Consider the following 22,721-nt stretch of genomic DNA (forward strand, 5'->3'; position numbering starts at 1 on the left):
AGGCACACGGAGGCACTTGATAAGTATTAACTTATAAAGGGCTTGTTAAGTGGTTGGATGGGTGTAACGGTATCACGCTTAACTGCAACCTATGCCGGGCCGGTTCATGCTGACCGGGGCCGAGCCCATCAACGAGTTGGCCGGTTCCTGATTATGTTCAGGACGCGGCTCGACCCGATAAGTCACTTGCGCATAGCCTTTGCAAATACTGATCAAGTTGGCCAGCGGAATCTGAAAGGTCAGGCCCGTGTCGATATTGGTCGGGTTGATGGTGTCGGTCTTTTCAAAACGGGCCGCCGGGATCGGGGTGCCATCCAGTTCAAAGCCTTCGAAGGTCAGCGCAATGTCGTGGTAGAGCTTGATGTTGTCATAAGGCCTGACCAGTACCGGCGTGCCGTCCGGACTCAGGCTCGGAATGACATGCCCGGCGTCGGAGAGCCGGGTAAACACCGCTTCCAGCAGGCCGAGATCGCCACCGGGCTGTTCCATCTTCGAGCGAACCACCACCGGTTGGGTCGGTGCCAGGGCCGGGTTGGGGTTGGTGAGACGGGTGATGGTGTAGGTCACCGGGATGGCGGCCCCGGTCCCCTCCAGTTTGATCACCGTGTTGGTGACCTCGATATCGAAGTCGACGCCGGCATTGAAATCCTCCAGGGTGATCTGATGCCACTGCTCTACCACCTGCTGGCCCCAGTGCAGGTTGATGGCGTCGTCGACCCGCAGGCCGTTGACCCAGCGGAAGATCGCCCGCGCATTCAGCTCATAGTCGTCCGGGTCGATGAAGTTGTCGTCGCGGTTGGGGTTCTCGCTGGTGCCCTGGATCGTCAAGGGTTGCAGGCGTTCTTCCGGCACCGGCAGGGTCAGGTAGACCACGACCGGCAGGACTAGCGAGGTGCCCACCAGTTGGCCGTTGCGGCGGACTTCATAGTGAACATTGACCGTGGCTTCGGGGAACCGATTGATGATGTCGAATTGCAGGACTGGCGAAAGAATCGGATCGTTGTCTTCCTCCCCGTCCTGGACCGGAATGGCCGGCAGCGGGTTGCTGTCGCCCCAGTAAAGCGTCACCAGGTCCTCGGGCTGGGCACCCAGGTAATGGGGGATATCGACGGTGACACCGGACTGCGCGTCGTTGTAATCGATCAGCCCGCCCTGTGCCGGGCTGGCCTGTTCGACGATCGGCAGCGGCAAGTCGTTCGGAATATCGGCCAGCAGCAGGCGCAGTTGTCGTGCCAGGGAGCGCGGCGAGACATTGCCGGCGCGGTCGGTGACGATATAGGTGACATCCGACAGGACGTTACCGACCTGGGACTCGACGCCTTCGAGAAAGGCGCGAGTGAAGGACAGGGGGACTTCTTCCAGCTCGACATCGTTCATCTGCACCGTGGTCGTGGGGCCTGGGATGTTGCCCCAGAACGACTCGATGAAATCACCCTCGGCCATGGTGCTGTAGCTGCTGACGATGACATCGAGGGTATTGCCCATGGCGGTCAATTCCGCCGAGGTCAGGCCATCATCGACCTCGCGGGGGAAGGCCATCGGGCCATGGCTCGGCAGGCCGGGGCGGGTGGTATCGACCTCGATCAGGGTCTCCAATGAAGCCACTGTCTCTTGGCTGATTTTGTCGTAGATCTGATATCCGAGTTTATATTTTTTGTCGGTCGGATTGGCCGGGTCATTCTTTTCAACCAGCAGTTCCACTGGAATATCCAGGCTCAGATAGCGCTGCGGGTTATCCAGGTCGTCTTGCACTACATCGATGGGGGTGTCAACGGCATCGCCCTCCCAGAGCAATTGATAGGTCTGGTCGGTGCTGGCGTCATCCCATAAGCGGAACGTCACCGGAAGTGGTGCTTCAAGTGCAGTCAGGGGCAGTAAGCCGTCTGGAAATGCGAGCTCTACATCGGGGGCCGGCGGGTTCTGATGGGTGACTTGGCTGTAGTTGTTTTGCGTGAGAATAAGGCGCTTCTTGTTCGAACACATGGTTTTAGTCCTGGTTAAAGAGGGGGTGCAGACAAACGTCACTGAAAAGGTCGGATATCTATTAATCAGTGCGTCGTCATTTCAAGTTTTATCGATAGGCGTTTTCCTATCTGTGGGGCACGTAATAGATGTCTTTGACGTGTGTCAAGCGTTGTTTTTATCAGGTTGGATGTGTGTGAAAGCATGAATTTTCTGTGAGTAAGTGCCTTGTGTAATTTGGGAAAATTCCGACTTTTTTGAAGGCTTTTTTTAATATTAAATAGTGGTTGTGCCTTATCAAACTATTGCTTCTTTGTTGTTGGCTGGAGAAGAAGTAATGTTACGCACGACTTATCGATTGACCCCGTTCTGCTATCAATATAAAGGCCTCGGAAAAATCGCTTGTTTCATGGGCGCAGTGTTGGGGGCCGAGCTGAGCCTGGCGCAAGATCGGGAGCAAGCCGTCCTGGACAGTGAAACCCAGGGAACAGTGAGCAACAGTTGGGAAACGATCACCGCCGAGAGTGAGGTCACTTCATGGCAGGTGCTCAATAAAGGAGTGTTGGAAATTCTCGACGGTGGCGCCGCGACCCGTGTCAGGGCCGACGGCGCCAACTCCTGGGTAATAGTCAATGGTGGTCGGGTCACCGAAGGGATTCACCTGGGGGGCGCAAGGGCCGTTCTCGATAATGCCGATATCCGCAACGATAGCGGGGAGGCACTGCTGCTGAGCACGGTGACGGCGGCGGGTACGACAACCGCGTCCCGGGCGGAGATCCAAGGCAGTACGCTGTCCGGGGCTGGAATCGGAATTGCTGTGGCGGCGCTGGGGCAACTGAGCCTCGACAATACCCGGGTGTTCGGCAGCGACTTCGGCGGGGTGGGGGGCATGGGCATCCGTTTGCTCGGTGCAACCCTGACCATGACCAACAACAGCCTGGTGCAAGGCGATGCGATCGGCTTGCAACTCGATGGCCGAACCGCCGCACCGGGCGGGCCGATCATTCCCCGGGAAGCCAATATCGTGGTCGACAACTCGACCATCGAAGGTCTTACCGGCCCGGCCATCTCGGCAGTTGAAACCACGATTGCGAACATCACCGTGCAGAACGGCGCGAACCTGTTGTCCGGCAACGGTGTCTTGCTGGACGTCGCGGGCACCAGCACCATTGGTTTCACCGCCGACAACAGCCTGCTGCGCGGCGACCTGGTGGCCGACGACAGCAGCACCCTGGATGTCACCCTGCAAAACGGCGCGCAGCTGTTCGGTAACCTGATCAACACCCACAGCGTGGCGATCAACAGTCGGGCGAACTGGACACTGACCAGCGATGCCGAGGTCAATTCGCTGTCCATGGGCGGCGGCAGCGTGACGCTGGGCTCGGCCGAACAGTTCTACACCCTGTCGCTGGGCGAGTTGTCCGGGACCGGGATGTTCAATATGCACGTCAACCTGATGGACAACACCGGCGACAAGCTGGATATCAACGGCGAGGCCCACGGCAACTTTCTGCTGAATGTCCAGAACACCGGGCTCGAGCCCAGCTCCCCGGAGATCACGCCCTTGCATGTGGTGCATACCGAAGGCGGCGATGCGCTGTTCGAAGTGGTCGGTGGCAGTATTGACCTGGGGGTCTATTCCTATCAGTTGGAGAAGCAGGGCGATGACTGGTTTATCGTCGGCTCCGGCAAAACCATCAGTCCCTCGACCGAGGCGTCGCTGGCGCTGTTCAACGTCGGGCCAACCATCTGGTATGGCGAGTTGGCGACCTTGCGCAACCGCATGGGGGAAATACGCACCAGTGGGGCGGGCGGTGGCTGGATCCGCAGCTATGGCAACCAGTACAACGTCACCGCCGAAGCGGGATTCGGCTACAAGCAGCGCCAGAAAGGCTTGTCTTTCGGGGTCGATCTGCCCGTGCCGGTCAGCGACGGGCAGTTGCTGGTCGGGGTCATGGCCGGTCACAGTCGTTCCGACCTGAGCCTGAATCGTGGCACCTCGGCCACGGTGAACAGCTACTCCCTCGGCGCCTACGGTACTTGGCTGCGGGACGACGGTTATTACCTCGACGGCGTGCTCAAGTTGAACCGGTTCGATAACCAGGCCGATGTCTCGATGAGCAACGGCACCAAGGCCAAGGGTGACTACGACAACTTCGCCTATGGCGCTTCGCTGGAGTTCGGCAAACACATCAAGCTGCATGACGATGTCTTTGTCGAACCTTACGCACAGTTGTCCTCGGTCCTGGTCAAGGGCGGCAGCTACCACCTGGACAATGGCCTGCGCGCGGATAACGAGCGTACCGTCTCCGTGCTCGGCAAGGCCGGCGCGACCCTGGGGCGTAACCTTGAACTGCCCGACGGCGGTCTGTTGCAGCCGTATCTGCGGGTGGCCATGGCTCACGAGTTTTCCCGCAACGACAATACGGTGAAGGTCAATGACACGGCCTTCGATAACAGCCTGTTCGGCACCCGTGGCGAATTGGGCGTGGGGGTCTCCGCCGCGTTGTCGACGGACCTGCAACTGCACGCCGAGTTCGATTATATGAAGGGCGAGCACATCGAGCAGCCCTGGGGTGTCAATCTCGGCCTGCGCTACGCGTTCTGATCAGCGCGGTCATAGACTGCTCTGATCTGAAGCCCTCGACGAAGGATCATCGAGGGCTTTTTTCATGGCTGCTGCTCAACGCGCCATGACCGTCGCACGTGACGAGATGTACACATCGGCGGGCAATGAGGTGACCCGCCCCAGTTCGTTGATCACCTCATAACGCGCCCGGCCACGGCCATGTTCGATGGCCATCAGGCGTGCCAGCGGTACCCGCAGTCGGCAACCGTTGCGCTGCTCGTGCTCGCTGACCAGGCATTCGGTTCTGAAGGTTGCGGCCTCGATCTCGTTGCCCCCGGTGAGGGCGTCGAAACCGCAAAAGCGCAGGACAATGCGGTCGCCGACCTTCATGTTGCGATAAGGGCTTATCAGCACCACGGTGCCCTCCGGGTCCCGGCGCGGATCCACTACATTCAGCACATTGGCCCCGGTGAACACCGGCTCCATCAGGCCCGCCGAGCCGCCGGGCAACTGCATCTGGAAGATTACCGCGACCGATTGCCTGGGTGAGTAGGAGGTGTTCGGATTGCCTTCCCGGGTCACGGTGTACTGCACGCTGATATCGACGCCGCAGCCTTGTTCGGCAATCAGGCTGTTCGGTACGTTGATCACCAGATAGCAGGCGGCCTCGACATCACGGGGGCTGATCGGGTGGACCAGTGGCTGGTTGGACTGGCCCCAGAACAGATTGATCCGGTCGCCGGCCTGGAACGCCTTGCGCCAGGCGATCACCGCGTCGGCTGAGCATTGCGCGTTGTCTTCATCCAGGTAGTTGTCCAGGCGCCGGCCATGCGGATTCTTGCCTTTGATCACCGGCGCGGCCAGGGCCCCATTGACCATCGTCTGCGGGGTCGGGTCCTGGGGGCCGGGCAACTGCAAAAAAACCTCGAGTTCCAACTCCGGCGAGGTGAAGACCTCGCCATTGCGGCGAACCTGGTAGCTCAGCCGGGCCGGGCCGTCGCCGTGGCGGGAAATCACCAGATAACGCGCCATGACGTTCAGCAGCAAGGGCTTGTCCAGTTCATGGGCGGTGATGATTCGCCGGGCGGCCGCTCGCTCGCCGTTCCACAACACGCAGATTTCGTCACCGATGGCGACATGCTGGTAGGTGGGCACCGCGATCTTCACGCCGATACGGGCCTGGGCGTCATGGACCTGGCCGTTTTCGAGTTGCAGGGCCAGGGGCGCTTGCAGGTTGGCCGGTGCTTGCTGCAACTGCAACTTGAGCAGGACCGCTTGTGAGCGCACGGAGGTATTGCCGGCACGATCGCGGACGCTGTAAGCGACGGCGAATTCGCCGTTACCCAGGTGTTCGAGGAAACTGCGGTCGACACTGAGCCGGACTTTATCGCTGCCGAGTTGATCGGCGCATACGGTATGACTGGGACCGACGTGTTCTCCCCAATAACTTTGAATGACATCGCCCCACTGCATATCGAAGTAACCGGGAACCGTGACGGTGAGTTGGTTGCTCAGGGCGATGAGTTCATTATTGGTCAGGCCGTCGCGGGCGACCGGAGGAAGGATAAACGCGGCGAGAAGAGTGCCACCTGGTGGGCTGCGATCAATGACCAGGGGCGTAGTGGACGACAGACAGGTGATTGCGCCTGAAGCGCTGGTGATCTGGTAACCGAGTTGATAGCTCCCTTCGACGGCAAGTGTGCTGAGTGGGATGTGCGCATACAAGATATCGCCGGGTTGCAGGGGAGCTGTCAGTTGAATGGGTTCGCCAATCAACACGTTGTTCCAGGTGAGTTGATAGCGCTCATCGGGCCGTGCATTCGGCCACAGTGGCAGGGAAACGGAGAGGGGGCTACCAAGCTCGCCGACTGGCAGCAGCCCATCCTCCGGGGCCGCTTGCTCGACATGGGGGGCGATAAGGTCCTCTTTCATGAAGCGAGACTGTGGGGTGTTTACTTGATCCATCATAGGGATAGTCCTGCTATCTAATTGAGTGTTGTCAGGTGATTACACGGTCAGACGTGTTACTGATTGTTGTGAGTGTTTTGCGTCGGCACGTGCTGATCTGGCCAATAAGGCATGAGCGTCTCAAGTGGGTAGTAATTATCTATGGGATGTCATGCCATGGGTTTAACGAATAGTAATGGCTGGGGCTTGTCAAGAGTTTTGCAAGAGTGCACTTTGTGGTGATCTAGTGTGTCAGTGAGAAGTTTGTATTTTTTAGGAAGGTTCTTACTTTGAAAGAAGAAGTTATAACTTTTTTTGGGCAATAAAAAACCCGATGACGCTTAATCATCGGGTTCTTTGTAACGCTTTAAAAATTACCGGTTAAAACGCTCCACCAACGAATACTGCGTGTTGGCCGTACGGGTCAGCTCTTCGCTCAAGTGCGCCGAGTCGTGCGCCTGTTCCGAGGTCTGGTCGGCCAGTTGCGCAATGGTGCTGATATTGCGGCTGATCTCTTCGGCCACCGAGCTTTGCTCTTCGGTGGCGGCGGCGATCTGGGTGGTCATGTCGGTGATATTGGCCACCGCTTCGCTGATCCCCACCAGCGCCGCATCGGCTTCCATGACCCGCGCCACGCCTTCCTGGGCCTGGCGATGGCCGGCGTCCATGGTTTGTACGGCGTTGCCGGCGGTCTGTTGCAGCTTGGCGATCAGGGCATGGATCTGCCCGGTGGATTCGCTGGTACGTTGCGCCAACTGACGCACTTCATCGGCAACCACCGCAAAACCACGACCCATTTCCCCGGCACGGGCCGCTTCAATCGCCGCGTTCAAGGCCAGCAGGTTGGTCTGGTCGGCAATGCCCTTGATCACATCGACCACGCCGCCGATCTCGTCACTGTCCTTGGCCAACTGCGTGACCGTGCTGCCGGTTTCACCGACCACCACCGACAGGCGCTCGATGGCCTCGCGGGTTTCGCCGGCGATATCACGACCGCGACTGGTCAGGCGATTGGCTTCCTGGGTGGCATCGGCCGTGCGCTGGACGTGGCTGGCGACTTCCTGGGTGGTTGCAGCCATCTGGTTGACGGCGGTGGCCACCTGCTCGGTTTCCTGGCGCTGACGATCCAGGCCGGTGGAGCTTTTTTGCGCCAGTTCGTCGGATTGCTTCGCCTGGCTGGTCAGGTGTTCGGCGGTGTCCTGCAAGCGGGTCAGGCAGGTCTTCAGGCGTGCTTCCTGGCTGAGGATGGACATTTCCAGACGGGCCTGGGCGCCACGGCTGTCGGTGTACATCTGCGCGATCAGCGGGTCGGAGGTGGTCTGTTCGGCCAGGCGCAGCAGGCGCTTGAGGCCGCGTTGCTGCCAGCTCAGGCCCAGCAGGCCGAGGGGCACCGCGACCGCCGCAGCGAGGGCGAAGCCCCAGTAGGAGTTGAGCCAGACGCCGATCAGGAAGCTGACCTGGCTGACCAGGATGAACGGCAGCCAGTCCTGCAGCACCGGCAGCCACTTGTCGCGTTGCGGTACGGCCGACTTGCCCTGGTTGATGCGCTGATACAGCGCCTCGGCACGGCGGATCTGCTCGGCGGTGGGTTTGACCCGCACCGACTCGTAGCCGACCACCTGGTTGCCCTCGAAAACGGGCGTCACATAGGCGTTGACCCAGTAATGGTCACCACTCTTGCAGCGGTTCTTGACAATGCCCATCCATGGCAGGCCTTGTTTCAGAGTGTTCCACATATGCGCAAATACCGCCGCCGGAACGTCCGGGTGCCGCACCAGGTTGTGGGGTGCGCGGATCAGTTCTTCGCGGGAAAAACCACTGATCTCGACAAAAGCGTCGTTGCAGTAGGTGATCACGCCTTTGGCGTCGGTAGTGGAAATCAACCGTTGCTGAGCGGGGAAGGTGCGTTCGCGTTGGGTAATGGGTTGGTTATTACGCATGGTTTCTCTATCCGCAAGGCTTTGACAGGTTGTCGGCAAGGCAGGGGAAATATTGAATATATTTTTCAACTTTCAGCGCCGGTTCACATTCTAACCCTTGCACACTCGTGCTCGTCCTTGAATACGAGCCGAAGCCGTGTGAAGTTAACGCGTTCAGCGTTCCGTGTTGGGTTTAACCGGACGAAAGTACCCAGCAGGTACTTTCGTTCCATTTATCACGGTTGCAACATCGGATAAGTAAAGAATACGAAGTGCAGTGTATTAAGTGCGACATGGGTGGCGATGGCCGCCGCCAAACCGCCAAAACGGTAGGCCAGACCATAGCCGACACCGGCCAGTGTCGCCAGTAACGCCCATTGCCAGCCTGCGCCCAGGTGCGTCAGCCCGAAAATCAGCGCGGCGCCCAGCAGCGCCAGTGTCTCGCCCCTTGGCAGGGACTTGAAGCAGCGACTCAGGCCGCCCTGGATATAGCCGCGAAACAGGACTTCCTCGACCAGGCTCACCAGCAGCAGGTTGTTCAGCAGCCAAATCCCTCCGTGTTCCGGCCATTTCGGTGCCCAGTCGACGATGCCCAGGGTGATGGCGCCGCCCAGGGCCAGCAGTGATGTCACGGCCCCGGCAATCGCCGTCGTGCCCAGCACCCGCCCAGGTGAGCGGCGATTGACCAGCCACGGGCAGACCAGCAGCAGCCAGAAGCCGATCAGCGGTTTGTCGAGGTTGAGGTACATCGTGAAAGGCACGGCGTCCGGGGTGAAACGCACCGCGCTGATCATCCGGCCATTCTGGAAGCCCGGCAGCCAGTGCAAGGCCAGGCCAACGGCAACCAGGACGAACAGGCCGTGACCCAGGTAGCGAACGGGGCGATTACGCTGCTGGAGTGCCGCAGCGCCGGCGGCCAGCAGCAGGGCAAAAGCGATCAGGCTGGGCAGAGCCAGATGGCCCACGCTCAAGGCCAGGGCATAACCGAGGGAAAGCAGAGCCAGATAGGCCCAGGGCAAAACAGACATGCAGGGTCCTCGAATTGTTGAACAAGTAAAGCCCGGTGTGGCGGGCCAATGATCATAACGTACGGGACAGAGTCGCCGGCTAATTGCGCGAGGGAGAAAGTATTAATACAAGGAAAGAAACGCTTTTGCTGTTTGTAAGATAGTGTTCGGGGATGAATGGCGAGGGTACTGGCCGACTGGGCCTGGAAGACGCACCGGGCAGTGCCGGTGCGTCTTCGCGCGCTATTTCATGGAACTATCAAGAGGCAATGAGTTGCCGTAATACATAGTGCAGAATTCCCCCGGCCTTGAAGTATTCCACTTCATTGAGGGTGTCGATCCGACACAACACGTCGATTTTTTCCTGGCTGCCGTCCTCACGGGTCAGGGTCAGCGCCAGGTTCATTCGCGGTTGCAGGTCGGCCCCCGTAAGTCCCTCGATACTCAGGGTTTCCTTGCCGGTGAGTTTCAGGCTCTTGCGGTTCTGGTCGAGCTTGAACTGCAAGGGCAACACGCCCATGCCCACCAGGTTGGAACGGTGGATACGCTCGAAACTCTCGGCGATCACCGCCTTGACTCCCAGCAGGTTGGTGCCCTTGGCAGCCCAGTCACGACTTGAACCGGTGCCGTACTCCTGGCCGGCGATCACCACCAGCGGCGTACCTTCGGCCTGATAGCGCATGGCCGCGTCATAGATCGGCAGCTTCTCCCCGGACGGCACGTGAATGGTATTGCCGCCTTCTTCGCCGCCGAGCATTTCGTTGCGGATACGGATATTGGCGAAGGTGCCACGCATCATCACTTCATGGTTGCCACGGCGGGAGCCGTAGGAGTTGAAGTCCCGGGGCTCCACGCCCTGTTCGCGCAGATAACGCCCGGCGGGGCTGTCGGCCTTGATATTGCCGGCGGGGGAGATGTGGTCGGTGGTCACCGAGTCGCCGAGCAGGGCCAATACCCGTGCGCCGTGGATGTCTTCGATCACCGGCAGCGGCCCGGCGATATTGTCGAAGAACGGTGGGTGCTGGATATAGGTCGAGTCCTTCTGCCAGACATAGGTGGCGGCCTTTGGCACTTCAATCGCCTGCCACTGGGCGTCGCCGGCGAAGACTTCGGCGTACTCCTTGTGGAACATGGCGGTATCGACCTGGGCCACCGCCTCGGCGATTTCCTTCTGGCTGGGCCAGATATCCCGCAGGTACACCGGTTTGCCGTCCTGGTCTTCACCCAGGGGCTCGTGGCTGATATCGATGCGCACGCTGCCGGCCAGGGCGTAGGCCACCACCAGCGGCGGCGAGGCCAGCCAGTTGGTTTTCACCAGTGGGTGCACCCGGCCCTCGAAGTTGCGGTTGCCGGACAACACCGAGGCCACGGTGAGGTCGGACTGGGTAATGGCTTTTTCAATCGGTTCGGGCAGCGGCCCGGAGTTGCCGATGCAGGTGGTGCAGCCATAGCCCACCAGGGCGAAACCCAGTTCGTCGAGGTAACGGGTCAGGCCGGCGGCCTTGTAGTAGTCGGTCACCACCTTGGAGCCGGGGGCCAGGGAGCTCTTGACCCAGGGTTTGCGTTTCAGGCCTTTCTCCACGGCTTTTTTCGCCACCAGGCCGGCAGCCATCATCACGCTGGGGTTGGACGTGTTGGTGCAGGAGGTGATGGCGGCGATGACCACGGCGCCGTTCTTCAGCCGGTAGGTCTGGCCTTCGTAGCTATAGTCCGCTTCGCCGACCATATCCGCATTGCCCACCGCGACACCACCGCCGCCTTCGCTTTCCAGACGGCCTTCGTCCTTGTGTGGCGGTTTGAATTGCAGCGCCATGAAGTCGTTGAAGGCTTGTGCGACGTTCGGCAGGGATACCCGGTCCTGCGGGCGCTTGGGGCCGGCGAGGCTGGCTTCGACGTTGGCCATGTCGAGGGCCAGGCTGTCGCTGAAGGCCGGTTCATGGCCCGGCAGTCGCCACAGGCCCTGGGCCTTGCTGTAGGCCTCCACCAGCTTGACGGTTTCGCCTGGCCGGCCGGACAGGCGCAGGTAATCCAGTGTCACCTCGTCCACCGGGAAGAAGCCGCAGGTGGCGCCGTACTCCGGGGCCATATTGGCGATGGTCGCGCGGTCCGCCAAGGGCAGCTCGGCCAGACCGTCGCCGTAGAACTCGACGAATTTGCCGACCACGCCTTTCTTGCGCAGCATCTGGGTCACCGTCAGCACCAGGTCGGTGGCGGTGATGCCTTCCTTGAGCTTGCCGGTGAGCTTGAAGCCGATCACTTCGGGAATCAGCATCGACACCGGCTGGCCGAGCATCGCCGCTTCCGCCTCGATGCCGCCGACGCCCCAGCCGAGGACGCCGAGGCCGTTGATCATGGTGGTGTGGGAGTCGGTGCCGACCAGGGTGTCGGGGAAGGCATAGGTGCGGCCGTCCTCATCCTTGGTCCAGACGGTACGCCCGAGGTACTCGAGGTTGACCTGATGGCAGATGCCGGTGCCCGGCGGTACCACGCTGAAATTGTCGAAGGCGTTCTGGCCCCAGCGCAGGAAGGCGTAGCGCTCGCCGTTGCGCTGCATTTCGATATCGACGTTTTCGCCGAAAGCCGCCGGGGTGGCGAACTTGTCGACCATCACCGAGTGGTCGATCACCAGGTCGACCGGGGAGAGCGGGTTGATCCGCTGCGGATCGCCGCCGGCCTTGGCCACGGCGGCGCGCATGGCGGCCAGGTCGACCACCGCCGGCACCCCGGTGAAGTCCTGCATCAGCACCCGCGCCGGGCGGTACTGGATTTCCCGGTCGGAGCTGCGGGCCTTGAGCCAGGCGGCGATGGCCTTGAGGTCGGCGCCGGTGACGGTCTTGCCGTCTTCCCAGCGCAGCAGGTTTTCCAGCAGGACCTTGAGCGACATCGGCAGCTTGTCCAGGTTGCCGAGGGACTTGGCGGCCTCCGGGAGGCTGAAATAGTGGTAGGTCTTGGCGCCCACATCGAGGGTTTTAAGGGTTTTCAGGCTATCGAGGGAAGACATGAAATGACTCCTTGAGGCCCGCACGGCACGGGCCGGGTGGAACGAACAGAGCCTTAAACCTAGCTCCGATTGGGAAAACTGGCTAATTACTGGACTCTATGAACAAGTCCAAGGTTCCGAACTCGGCTATCATGCGCCGGTTTGTAGCGAGGGGGCTTGCCCCCGTACGGCTGCGTAGCCGTCGAAAAAACGGTCATTTTGGTCTGTCTGTATAGACCCGTTGCGCCGATTTCAGGGTCGCTTCGCGCCCCAACGCGGCGTTCCGACAAGCCCGCTCGCTACAGCGTCGACCCAGGAGTTATCCATGAACACCCTCTTTATGCACTGCCGGCCCGGCTTCGAAGGCGAAGTCTGCTCGGAAATCTCCGAGCACGCCGCGCGCCTGGACGTTCCGGGCTACGCCAAGGCCAAGACCAACAGCGCCTGCGCCGAATTCGTCTGCAGCGACGATGACGGCGCGCGCCGGCTGATGACCGGTTTGCGTTTCGCCGATCTGATCTTTCCCCGGCAATGGGCACGGGGGCGGTTTATCGACCTGCCGGAAACCGACCGTATCAGCGTGATCCTCGCTGAGCTGGCGACCTGGCCGAGCTTCGGCAGCCTCTGGCTGGAAGTGGTCGATACCAACGACGGCAAGGAACTGTCGAACTTCTGCAAGAAATTCGAAGGCCCCCTGCGCAAGGCCCTGACCCAGGCCGGCAAGCTGGTGGAGGACGCGCACAAGCCGCGCCTGTTGCTCACCTTCAAGAGTGGCCGTGAGGTGTTCCTCGGCCTGGCTGACCCGGACAATTCGGCGATGTGGCCGATGGGCATTCCCCGGCTCAAGTTCCCCAAGAGCGCCCCGAGCCGGTCGACCCTCAAACTGGAAGAGGCCTGGCACCACTTTATTCCCCGCGACCAGTGGGATGAGCGTCTGCACAGCGACATGACCGGCGTCGACCTCGGCGCCGCGCCTGGTGGCTGGACCTGGCAACTGGTCAACCGTGGCATGCTGGTGACCGCCATCGACAACGGCCCCATGGCCGAAAGCCTGATGGATACCGGCCTGGTCCAGCACCTGATGGCCGACGGTTTCACCTTCAAGCCCAAGCAGCCGGTGGACTGGATGGTCTGCGATATCGTCGAGAAGCCGGCGCGCAATGCCGCCTTGCTCGAAACCTGGATCGGCGAGGGGCATTGCCGCGAGGCGGTGGTCAACCTGAAGTTGCCGATGAAGCAGCGTTATGCCGAAGTCCGGCGTTTGCTCGAGCGTATCGAAGAGGGCTTCAAGGCTCGCGGCATCCGGGTGAGCATCGGCTGCAAGCAGCTGTACCACGACCGCGAGGAAGTGACCTGCCACCTGCGTCGACTGGATGTGAAGAAAGCTAGATAATGCCGACCTGGTTTCAGGAGTGAAGAATGACCCAGCCCCACGACCCCGCCGTTGATGGCACCCTCGACGCCACCGGGCTCAATTGCCCGGAGCCGGTGATGATGCTGCACCAGCACATCCGCGATCTGCCGCCCGGCGGTTTGCTCAAGGTGATCGCCACCGACCCGTCGACCCGTCGCGATATCCCCAAGTTCTGCGTGTTTCTCGATCACGAACTGGTGGAGCAGCGGGAAGAGTCGGGTACTTACCTGTACTGGATTCGCAAGAAACTCGTGTAGGAGCCGGCTTGCTGGCGATGGTGTCAGCAAGCGCACCGCAAGCCTCAAGGGCCTCATCGCTGGCAAGCCAGCTCCTACAGGGGGCTTTGGCAGCCGATACTTTTGCGGTGAGACACGGTCGTGTAGGAGCCGGCTTGCTGGCAATGGCGTCAGCAAGCACACCGCAAGGTTTACCTGCGACTCATCCGAATCCGCCTGCGCGCACTGCGTACCAGGCGGATCGAGAGCATCACCGCCGCGCACGACAAGCCCACGATCAAACCCTGCCACAGCCCGCTCGGGCCACTGGGCGCTCCCAGCCAGTCGGTCAGGCCCAGGGCGTAGCCCACCGGCAAACCGATGCCCCAATAGGCAAACAACGTCAGGACCATGGTCACCCGGGTGTCCTGATAGCCGCGCAACGCCCCCGCGGCCGTTACCTGGATCACATCCGAGATCTGGAACAGCGCCGAATACACGATCAGCATCGTCGCCACCTGGATGACCTGCGGATCGTTGGTATAAACGGTTGCCAGATGCTCACGGAACAACAGCATCAGGCTCGCCGACACACAACCATAGGCCAGCGCCGTGGCCACTCCGACCCCGGCGGTGAAGCGCGCTTCACGGGGCTGCTCGCGACCCAGGGCCTGGCCGACCCGTACGGTGATGGCCATGCTCAGGGAATAGGGGATCATGAACACCAGCGAACTGATGTTCAGGGCAATCTGATGCCCGGCCACCACCGTGGCCCCGAGGCTGCCGATCAGCAGGGCGATCACCGAAAAAATACTGGCCTCGGCGAATACCGCGATGCCGATGGGCAGGCCGATATTCAGTAAACGCTTGATCACCGCCCACTGCGGCCACTCGAAATGGCTGAACACCTGGCTTGGCCGATAGACCTTGGCCCAGCGCACCCAGCCGGCCATGCCGAACAACATGCACCACATCACGATCGCCGTGGCCCAGCCGCAGCCCGGACCGCCCATGGCCGGCACGCCGAAGTGCCCGTAGATGAACACGTAGTTCAAGGGGATATTCAACGCCAGGCCGCACAGGCCCAGGACCATGCTCGGACGGGTGCGACCCATGCCGTCGCTGCAGCAGCGCAGCACATGATAGAGCGCCACCGTCGGCAGGCCGGTGCCGATGCCGCGCAGGTAGTCCATGCACGGGCCGATCAACTGCGGATCGACCTTCATCAGGTGCAGGACCGGTTCGGCGTTGTAGAGGATCACGCCCGCCGCCAGGCCCACCACCAGCGCCAGCCACAGCGCCTGGCGCACCAGCGGGCCGATCTCGGCAGGGGTTCCGGCACCATGGCGCTGGGCGACCTTGGGCGTGGTCGCCAGCAGGATGCCGGTCATCAGCAGGAACACCGGCACCCAGATCGAATTGCCCAGCGCCACCGCCGCCAGGTCGCGCGGGCTGACCCGGCCGGCCATCACCGCGTCGACGAAGCCCATGGCGGTATGCGCCAATTGGGCGATGATGATCGGCAGGGCCAGGCCCAGCAGGTTGCGCATTTCCAGGCGTACCCGGGCCGGGCGGCTGAGGGGCGGGGTGTCAGGTGTTGCAGTGAGGCTGTTCACCGATGATGTATCCAGGCATGACGCGAAAAGCCGCCCATTCTACCTGTTGACGCAGGAGTCAGGTAATCGCCGCTTGTAGCTCATTTGTAAGATCGACCGGCTGGCGCGGACAGCAGGCTTGACGCTCGGCTGGCCCTCGGGCGCTGACTGCGCCTACACTGCGCCCTTGCCCAAGGAGCCTGCCATGTTGATTGTTGCCGATGAAAATATCCCCCTGATCGATGAGTTCTTTGCCGGTTTCGGCGAGATCCGTCGCTTGCCGGGTCGCAGCATCGACCGGGCAGCGGTCGCCGAAGCGGAGGTATTGCTGGTGCGTTCGGTAACCCAGGTCAGCCGCGAGTTGCTCGAAGGCAGCGCGGTGCGCTTCGTCGGCACCTGCACCATTGGCACCGACCACCTGGACCTGGACTACTTCGGGCAGGCCGGCATTCACTGGTCCAGCGCTCCCGGCTGCAATGCCCGCGGGGTGGTCGACTATGTGCTGGGCAGCCTGCTGACCCTGGCGGAAATCGAAGGCGCCGACCTCACCACGCGCACCTACGGGGTGATCGGGGCGGGTGAAGTCGGCGGGCGGCTGATCAAGGTCCTGCGGGGGCTGGGCTGGAAGGTCCTGGTCTGCGACCCACCGCGTCAGGCGGCCGAAGGCGGCGACTATGTCAGCCTGGAACAGATCATCGAGCAGTGTGATGTCATCAGCCTGCACCCCCCCCTGACCCGCACGGGTTCCCAGCCCACCTGGCACCTGCTTGACCGTCAGCGCCTGGAGCAGCTCAAGCCCGGTACCTGGCTGATCAACGCCGCGCGTGGCCCGGTGGTGGAAAACGCCGCCTTGCGTGAAGTGCTGCTGGCCCGCGAGGACCTGCAGGCGGTGCTGGATGTCTGGGAGGCCGAACCGCAAGTGGATGTCGACCTGGCTGAGTTGTGCGTGCTGGGCAGTCCGCATATCGCCGGTTACAGCCTCGACGGCAAGCAACGCGGGACCGCGCAGATCTATCAAGCGTTCTGTGCCTTCCTCGACCAGGCCCCCACGGTCGGTCTCGACGCACTGTTGCCCAAGCCCTGGCTGGCGCAGGTTACCCTCAATGCCGGTAGCGACCCGGCCTGGGCCATGGCGATGATCTGTCGCGGGGTCTACGACCCACGGCGCGACGATGCGGATTTTCGCCGCAGCCTGACCGGCAGCGTGGCCGAGCAGAAAGCCGCGTTCGACCTGCTGCGCAAACACTACCCTGAGCGCCGGGAAATCGAAGGTTTGCCGGTGAAGATCAATGGCGACGACCCCGTGCTGCGCAAGCTGGTGCTGGCCCTGGGTGCCGTTCTGCTTTAGTCCGTGTGGCTAGCGGATCTCTCAGGCTGGAAACGACCGTGTAGGAGCCGGCTTGCCGGCGATGGCGTCAGCTAGAACACCGCCAGACTCAAGGGCCTCATCGCTGGCAAGCCAGCTCCTACAGGTTTTGCGGTGTTTTTAGCGGGGTAGGAAACAGGCATAAAAAACCCGGCGACGAGGCCGGGTCAAGGGGAAGTTCGGGCTATCAGTCTTGCTCAGCAGGCTTGACCAATCGCTGTTCCAGTTCGCGGCAGGCGTCCTGGATCATTTCTTCGGTGATCGGCACCTCACGGCCCTGGGCGTCGATAATCGCGCAGCCCAACTTCTGGGGGCAGGGACGAATCACCGGAATCTGGTTGCTGCTGTTTTGCAAGTCCATGGCCTGTCTCCTCACTCAGGTTTCGTCATCAGGTTCAGCTAAAGATTATATTCGTCGCATGACCAGCCTGTTACAGCAGGCTACGAACCGACTGGCGATACCAGTGCAACAGAAACCGTTCTTCACCGCTAGAGAGGCTTTAGATCAATACTTTCTAGGGATTAGCATGCATGGTCATAATTAATCCGATTGATTGCGTTTTGCATAAGTTCCCTCCCGGTTCGGTGTAGGCTCTGTCTTCATCGCCCAACGGATTCCTTGCCCATGCTTTCTGCACGCCATCGTCGCGCCATTCGCCTGGCCAGTCGTTTTGTCGCTCCTTATCGCTGGCAGGCGTTCGGCGCCCTGATAGCGCTGATCGTCACCGCCGGCATCACCTTGTCCATGGGCCAGGGCATTCGCCTGTTGGTGGACAAGGGTTTCATGACCCAATCGCCGCAATTGCTCAACCAGTCCATTGGTCTGTTCATGCTGCTGGTCCTGGGCCTGGCGGTGGGCACCTTCGCGCGTTTCTACCTGGTGTCCTGGATCGGCGAGCGGGTGGTGGCGGATATCCGTCGGCAGGTGTTCAACCACCTGATCTACCTGCACCCGGGGTTCTATGAGAACAACCGCAGTTCGGAGATCCAGTCGCGCCTGACCGCTGACACCACGCTGCTGCAATCGGTGATCGGTTCGTCGCTGTCGCTGTTCCTGCGCAATGCCTTGATGGTCATTGGCGGGGTGGTGCTGCTGTTTATCACCAACCCCAAGCTCACCAGCATCGTGGTGGTCGCTCTGCCGCTGGTGCTGGCGCCGATCCTGATCTTCGGGCGCCGGGTGCGCGGTTTGTCGCGCCTGAGCCAGGACCGGATTGCCGATGTTGGCAGCTACGTCAGCGAAACCCTCGGCCAGATCAAGACCGTGCAGGCCTATAACCACCAGGCGCAGGATGAACAGCGCTTCGCGGTGACCGTCGAGCAGGCCTTCGAGACGGCGCGCAAACGCATCGTGCAGCGGGCCTGGCTGATTACCCTGGTGATCGTGCTGGTGCTGGGCGCGGTGGCGGTGATGCTCTGGGTCGGCGGCATGGACGTGATGGCCGGGAAGATTTCCGGCGGTGAACTGGCGGCCTTTGTCTTCTACAGCCTGATTGTCGGCAGCGCCTTCGGCACCCTCAGCGAGGTGATCGGTGAGTTGCAGCGGGCCGCCGGGGCCGGGGAACGGATCGGCGAACTGTTGCAGTCGGGCAATGAAATCACCGCGCCGGCCGGTGGCGCTGTGAAGTTGGCCGAGCGGGTCAGCGGCAACCTGGTGCTGGAGAATTTGCGCTTCAGCTACCCCTCACGCCCGGACAGCCATGCCATTGACGGTCTGAACCTGACGGTCAGGGCGGGGGAGACCCTGGCCCTGGTCGGTCCATCGGGGGCGGGTAAATCCACGGTGTTTGATCTGCTGCTGCGGTTCTACGACCCGCAACAGGGGCGCCTGCTGCTCGACGGCGAGCCGTTGACCGAACTCGACCCGCAAGATCTGCGCCGTTGTTTTGCACTGGTCTCGCAAAGCCCGGCGCTGTTCTTCGGCAGCGTCGAGGAAAATATCCGCTACGGCAACCCGGCGGCCACCGATGCCCAGGTTCGGGACGCGGCGCGTATCGCCCATGCCCACGAGTTTATCGAGCAGATGCCCGATGGCTACCGCACGCACCTGGGGGATGGCGGGCTCGGGTTGTCCGGCGGCCAGCGGCAACGCCTGGCGATTGCCCGTGCGTTGTTGGTGGACGCGCCGATTCTGCTGCTGGACGAGGCCACCAGCGCCCTCGATGCCCAGAGCGAGCACCTGATCCAGGCGGCGTTGCCGAGCCTGATGCAGGGCCGCACCACCCTGGTGATCGCTCACCGCCTGGCCACGGTGCAGAACGCCGATCGGATTGCGGTGATGGATCAGGGCAAGTTGGTGGCGATCGGCACCCATTCCCAACTGATCGCCAGCAACCCCCTGTACGCACGGTTGGCGGCATTGCAGTTCAATGCGCGAGAGTCGGTGGTTGAAGAGTGATGTGCTTGGGCTGGCGGTTTCCACTCTGAGGTCGAGTTCATGCTCCAGGCACTGGCGTTGGCCCTCACGGAAGCGGCGCAAAGCGATTACTTGACCGACCAAGTAACCGACCAAGTAGCGCGTCTGCTTTCGGTGCTCGGTGATACGTCCGAGCTCAGTGCAAGTGAGCTGATGTCACGCCTTGAGCTGAGTCATCGCGCAAGCTTTCGTAGCACCTACCTGGGACCGGCGTTGGTGTCGGGGTGTGTGGAGATGACGGATCCGGATTCTCCGCGCAGCCCGGCGCAGAAGTATCGGTTGACCGGGAAGGGACGGGTCAGGATTCGCCCTTGACCACCCGGCATTGCCAGCCAGGCGGTGTTTTCAAGGACGCGAGACGGTCAGCGTCGCGGGTTTAGCGGTATTCGCACAGGTAAGCCGTGTCCACGGCGACTTTCAGCTGGAACTTGCTGTTGGCCGGAACGTTGAACTGGCTGCCGGTTTCGAAGGTTTCCCAGGTGCTGCTGTCGGGCAGCTTGACGGTCAGGGAGCCGGAGATCACGTGCATGATCTCGCGCTGGGCGGTGCCGAATTCGTATTCGCCCGCCGCCATCACTCCGATGGTGGCAGCGCCTTCGGCTTGTGCGAAGGCAATCGACTTGACGGTGCCGTCGAAGTACTCGTTGACTTTAAACATGGGCGATTCCTCGAAATGAGCTGAAAAATGGGGTCGGTCAGTATGCCCAAGCCGTTTTGCCTCGTCACGCGTTGAAGAGGCTGTATTCAGCTTGGCAGGCTCAAGGGCAGCAGACGTGCGGTATTGCGCGCATCTTCCAGGGCCCGGTGTTGCTGGCCATTGAATTGCAGCCCGGCCAGTTGCAGGGCGCCGTTCAGGCCCAGAGGCCGTTCCAGGCGCCGGGCCTTGGCAAAGCGCTGCTTGAGGTTGATATGCGGCACCTGGTTCAGGGCGCTGGACAAGCCGAGCTGCCGCCAGTCCTGCTCCAGTTGCCGACGGTCGTAGTCGCCCCAACTGGCCCAGCCTTCCAGCCGGGCCTGATGCTGGCCCAGCCAGCGCTCGAACAGCGGCCAGACCTCGCCCAGTGGCGCGGCACTGTCGATCTGCGCCTGGCTGATGTGGGTCAGTTCACGGCAGAAGAGGGTCAGCAAGGGCCGGCGCTGGGGCCTGACAAAACGCTGGAAGTGGTCCAGCTCGCGGCCTTCACGGTTGACCAGGGTGGCGCCGATTTCGATGATTTCCATCTCGGCAAGCGGCCAGCCCCCGTCGTCCGTTGTGGCTTCCAGATCAATCACCAGCCAGTGGGGCATCTCAAGCTCCGAATACAGCATCCTAGTCGGACCCAAGCGTAGCCAAAGGCGCTTGATCCGCCTAGCGGCTTATTCGACTTCCAGCAGGATCTGGCGGTTTTTTACCTGATCGCCGTGAATAACCCGCACTCGCCGGACCACGCCATCCACTCCGGCCTTGAGTGGATGCTCCATTTTCATGGCTTCCAGCACCATCAGCAGTTGGCCTTTGCTGACTGGGCTGCCTTCGCTGACCAGCACCTGGACGATGGCGCCGTCCATGGGCGCCGTCAGCGTGCCGGAGCCGACGATGTTCGGGGCTTGCGCCGATGCAAGGGTACGGTCGCGCAGGTGCAGGCTGCCGGGACCGGTACAGAGCCACAACTGGTCGCCGTCGAGGCGGTAGGCATGGCGCCGGACCACAGCGTCGATCTGCACCCGCACCCAGCGGGCATCCCACGCCAGCAGCCGCAACTCGATGCGCTCGGCGCCCCGTTGAATCAGCAGCGATTCCGCGGGGCCGTCGCTGAGCAGCAGGTCGAAGGTGGTGTCTTCCAGCGCCAGTTGATAGGGGCGCGGGGCACTGGCGGTGTTGCGCCAACCTGAAAGTCCGGGGGCGTGGCGGTCGGCTGCTTGCCGATAGAACAGCGCGGCGGCCAGGGCCAGCTCAGCCGTCGAGGGGACATGGCTGGGGTGTTCGCTGAAATGTTCGTCGATAAAGGCGGTGCTGAACCGGCCCTCGACAAAGCTCGGGTGCCGTAGCAGTTGCGCCAGCAGGCGCTGATTGCTGGCGATTCCCAGCAGTACGCAATCTTCGACCGCCCGCAACAACTTGCGTCGGGCTTCTTCACGGGTTGCGCCGTGGGCGATCAGCTTGCCCAGCAGCGGATCGTAGAACGGGCTGATGGCATCGCCCTCGAGCAGGCCGTGGTCGATCCGTATGCCCGGCGCAGGCTCCCAGCCGAGGATCTGCCCGGTTTGCGGGAGGAAGTCCCGGGTCGGGTCTTCCGCATACAGGCGCACTTCAATGGCATGGCCCCTGAACTCGACCTGTTCCTGACGTAACGGCAGCGGCAGGCCGGCGGCGACGTTGATCTGCCAGGCCACCAGGTCCAGGCCGGTGATCATTTCGCTGACCGGGTGTTCGACCTGCAGGCGGGTATTCATCTCCAGGAAATAGAACTGCCCGCGGGCATCGAGCAGGAACTCCACGGTACCGGCGCCGACATAGTTCACCGCGCGCCCGGCCTTCAGCGCGGCCTCGCCCATGGCTTGGCGCAGTTCGGCGGTCATGACCGGGCAGGGCGCTTCCTCGATGACTTTCTGGTGCCGGCGCTGGATCGAGCAGTCCCGTTCGCCGAGATGAATCAGCTGGTCGTGCTGATCGCCGAACAACTGGATTTCCACATGGCGCGGTTCGATCAGCGCCTGTTCCAGGATCAGTTCGTCGTTGCCGAAGGCGTTCAGCGCTTCCGAGCGGGCGCTATGGATCTGTTGTGCCAGATCCTCGGGCCGCTGCACCCGGCGCATGCCGCGTCCGCCGCCGCCGGCGCTGGCCTTGATCATCAGCGGGTAGCCGAGGGTGTCGGCTTCGCGGGCGAGGGTCGCGTCGTCCTGTGCGGCGCCCTGGTAGCCGGCGATACACGGCACGCCGGCGGCAAGCATGGCAATTTTCGACCGGCGCTTGCTGCCCATCAAGTCGATGGCGGCGGGGCTGGGGCCGATAAAGGTCAGGCCGGCGTCCAGGCAGGCCTGGGCGAACTGGGCATTTTCCGAGAGCAGGCCGTAGCCGGGATGCAAGGCATCGGCGCCGGTTCTGCGGGCGGCGTCGAGCAGGGCGGCGCTGTTCAGGTAGGACTGGGCCACCGGAGGCGGGCCGATGCACACGGCTTCGTCGGCCAGTCGGACATGGCGGGCCTGGGCGTCGGCTTCACTGAATACGGCGACGGTGCGATAGCCCAGGGCCTGGGCGCCGAGGATCACCCGGCAGGCGATTTCACCGCGGTTGGCGATCAGGATTTTGTGGAAGGCGGGCATGGGGCTGATCCTCGGGTGAATGTGTTGT

At 61.9% G+C, this 22,721-nt stretch carries 16 protein-coding genes; 6 read left to right on the top strand and 10 right to left on the bottom strand.

All coding sequences use genetic code 11. The annotated features are described in order from the left end of the window. Positions 1 to 78 precede the first annotated feature (78 nt). The gene (locus HX866_RS23630; protein WP_371319279.1) at positions 79 to 1,842 is read right to left on the bottom strand and encodes a hypothetical protein; all 1,764 of its coding nucleotides are present in this window, start codon (positions 1,840 to 1,842) and stop codon (positions 79 to 81) included. 457 nt (positions 1,843 to 2,299) lie between these two features. Here HX866_RS23630 and HX866_RS23635 point away from each other — a divergent pair, with 457 nt between their 5' ends. Then, positions 2,300 to 4,570 (top strand): autotransporter outer membrane beta-barrel domain-containing protein, encoded by a 2,271-nt coding sequence (locus HX866_RS23635; RefSeq protein ID WP_256344983.1) that lies wholly within the window; start codon positions 2,300 to 2,302, stop codon positions 4,568 to 4,570. 75 nt (positions 4,571 to 4,645) lie between these two features. Here the strand turns inward: HX866_RS23635 and HX866_RS23640 are convergent, their stop codons facing one another. The 4 genes from HX866_RS23640 to acnA form a co-directional block, all read right to left on the bottom strand. Continuing rightward, positions 4,646 to 6,499 carry a hypothetical protein gene (locus tag HX866_RS23640; protein WP_256344984.1) on the bottom strand — a complete coding sequence of 618 codons (1,854 nt, stop codon included), beginning with the start codon at positions 6,497 to 6,499 and terminating at the stop codon, positions 4,646 to 4,648. A gap of 353 nt (positions 6,500 to 6,852) precedes the next feature. After that, on the bottom strand, positions 6,853 to 8,418 hold the full coding sequence (locus tag HX866_RS23645) for a methyl-accepting chemotaxis protein (protein WP_177095043.1): 1,566 nt from the start codon (positions 8,416 to 8,418) through the stop codon (positions 6,853 to 6,855). Between the two features lie 215 nt (positions 8,419 to 8,633). After that, positions 8,634 to 9,425 (bottom strand): CPBP family intramembrane glutamic endopeptidase, encoded by a 792-nt coding sequence (locus tag HX866_RS23650; protein ID WP_177105561.1) that lies wholly within the window; start codon positions 9,423 to 9,425, stop codon positions 8,634 to 8,636. Between the two features lie 238 nt (positions 9,426 to 9,663). Further along, positions 9,664 to 12,405 (bottom strand): aconitate hydratase AcnA, encoded by a 2,742-nt coding sequence (gene acnA, locus HX866_RS23655; protein WP_177140491.1) that lies wholly within the window; start codon positions 12,403 to 12,405, stop codon positions 9,664 to 9,666. Between the two features lie 304 nt (positions 12,406 to 12,709). Between acnA and rlmM the strand changes: the two genes are divergently transcribed. After that, positions 12,710 to 13,777 carry a 23S rRNA (cytidine(2498)-2'-O)-methyltransferase RlmM gene (rlmM, locus tag HX866_RS23660; protein WP_177140492.1) on the top strand — a complete coding sequence of 356 codons (1,068 nt, stop codon included), beginning with the start codon at positions 12,710 to 12,712 and terminating at the stop codon, positions 13,775 to 13,777. A 26-nt stretch (positions 13,778 to 13,803) separates the two neighbouring features. Beyond that, positions 13,804 to 14,055, top strand: a complete 252-nt coding sequence (gene tusA, locus HX866_RS23665) for a sulfurtransferase TusA (RefSeq protein ID WP_177095051.1) — start codon at positions 13,804 to 13,806, stop codon at positions 14,053 to 14,055. A gap of 170 nt (positions 14,056 to 14,225) precedes the next feature. Here tusA and HX866_RS23670 read toward each other — a convergent pair whose 3' ends face one another. After that, positions 14,226 to 15,563, bottom strand: a complete 1,338-nt coding sequence (locus HX866_RS23670) for an MATE family efflux transporter (protein ID WP_177140549.1) — start codon at positions 15,561 to 15,563, stop codon at positions 14,226 to 14,228. A 250-nt stretch (positions 15,564 to 15,813) separates the two neighbouring features. Here HX866_RS23670 and pdxB point away from each other — a divergent pair, with 250 nt between their 5' ends. Continuing rightward, positions 15,814 to 16,956, top strand: coding sequence for a 4-phosphoerythronate dehydrogenase PdxB (gene pdxB / locus HX866_RS23675; RefSeq protein ID WP_177140493.1), 1,143 nt, complete (start codon positions 15,814 to 15,816; stop codon positions 16,954 to 16,956). A 205-nt stretch (positions 16,957 to 17,161) separates the two neighbouring features. Here pdxB and HX866_RS23680 read toward each other — a convergent pair whose 3' ends face one another. Continuing rightward, positions 17,162 to 17,335, bottom strand: coding sequence for a PA1571 family protein (locus HX866_RS23680; protein ID WP_164886231.1), 174 nt, complete (start codon positions 17,333 to 17,335; stop codon positions 17,162 to 17,164). Positions 17,336 to 17,593: 258 nt separating this feature from the next. On the opposite strand from HX866_RS23680, the gene HX866_RS23685 reads away from it, so the two are divergent. Beyond that, positions 17,594 to 19,372, top strand: coding sequence for an ABC transporter transmembrane domain-containing protein (locus tag HX866_RS23685; RefSeq protein WP_177140494.1), 1,779 nt, complete (start codon positions 17,594 to 17,596; stop codon positions 19,370 to 19,372). Between the two features lie 39 nt (positions 19,373 to 19,411). Next, complete coding sequence (locus HX866_RS34435) at positions 19,412 to 19,705, top strand: Fic family protein (RefSeq protein WP_371319280.1); 294 nt, start codon at positions 19,412 to 19,414, stop codon at positions 19,703 to 19,705. Between the two features lie 61 nt (positions 19,706 to 19,766). On the opposite strand, the gene ppnP is transcribed toward HX866_RS34435, so the two are convergent. The 3 genes from ppnP to HX866_RS23700 all read right to left on the bottom strand — a co-directional run bounded on the left by ppnP (position 19,767) and on the right by HX866_RS23700 (position 22,693). After that, the gene (ppnP, locus tag HX866_RS23690) at positions 19,767 to 20,048 is read right to left on the bottom strand and encodes a pyrimidine/purine nucleoside phosphorylase (protein WP_100940553.1); all 282 of its coding nucleotides are present in this window, start codon (positions 20,046 to 20,048) and stop codon (positions 19,767 to 19,769) included. A gap of 86 nt (positions 20,049 to 20,134) precedes the next feature. Beyond that, positions 20,135 to 20,677: an exonuclease domain-containing protein gene (locus tag HX866_RS23695; protein WP_177095058.1), complete on the bottom strand. Its 543-nt coding sequence runs from the start codon at positions 20,675 to 20,677 to the stop codon at positions 20,135 to 20,137. 69 nt (positions 20,678 to 20,746) lie between these two features. Beyond that, positions 20,747 to 22,693 (bottom strand): acetyl/propionyl/methylcrotonyl-CoA carboxylase subunit alpha, encoded by a 1,947-nt coding sequence (locus HX866_RS23700; protein WP_177140495.1) that lies wholly within the window; start codon positions 22,691 to 22,693, stop codon positions 20,747 to 20,749. Positions 22,694 to 22,721 lie beyond the last annotated feature (28 nt).

The sequence above is a fragment of the Pseudomonas gingeri genome, from assembly GCF_013386165.1.
Lineage (GTDB): Bacteria > Pseudomonadota > Gammaproteobacteria > Pseudomonadales > Pseudomonadaceae > Aquipseudomonas > Aquipseudomonas gingeri_C.